Raw genomic sequence first — 544 nt, 5'->3', positions numbered from 1 at the left:
GATCGTAACGAAATACCGCCTAAAACGTTAAATATTTGATACCCATCGCGGTTACTCACCGTTAGATCCCTACAATTGCCGCCAGAAATTCTGTGACCAAGGAGTAGTAACATGCGCGTTAAAGGTATAACCCCTCAGGATCTGGCCGCTTACGGCATTCACGACGTTAGCGAAATCGTTCACAACCCGAGCTATGAACTGCTGTTTAAGGAAGAAACAGACCCATCTCTGGAAGGTTTTGAGCGTGGGGTAGTCACCAAGCTGGGTGCCGTCTCCGTCGATACCGGCATCTTCACCGGCCGTTCGCCGAAAGACAAATACATCGTCCGCGACGACATCACCCGCGATACCGTGTGGTGGGCCGATCAGGGCAAAGGCAAAAACGACAACAAACCTCTCAGCCCGGAAGTGTGGGCCGATCTGAAACACCTGGTCACCGAGCAGCTTTCCGGCAAACGTCTGTTCGTGGTGGATACCTTCTGCGGCGCCAACGCTGACTCGCGCCTGAAAGTGCGTTTCATCACCGAGGTGGCCTGGCAGGCGC

The 544-nt window shown here is 54.0% G+C and carries 1 protein-coding gene; it reads left to right on the top strand.

Annotation, left to right across the window (positions count from 1 at the left end):
- Nucleotides 1-111 precede the first annotated feature (111 nt).
- Nucleotides 112-544: phosphoenolpyruvate carboxykinase (ATP) (locus tag SO140_RS46440; protein ID WP_049214134.1), on the top strand; the 433-nt coding region annotated here is incomplete at its 3' end.

The sequence above is a fragment of the Bradyrhizobium sp. UFLA05-108 genome, from assembly GCF_059803455.1.
Note: the sequence above shows the minus strand (reverse complement) of the source record. Positions and strands in the feature narration are given on the sequence as shown.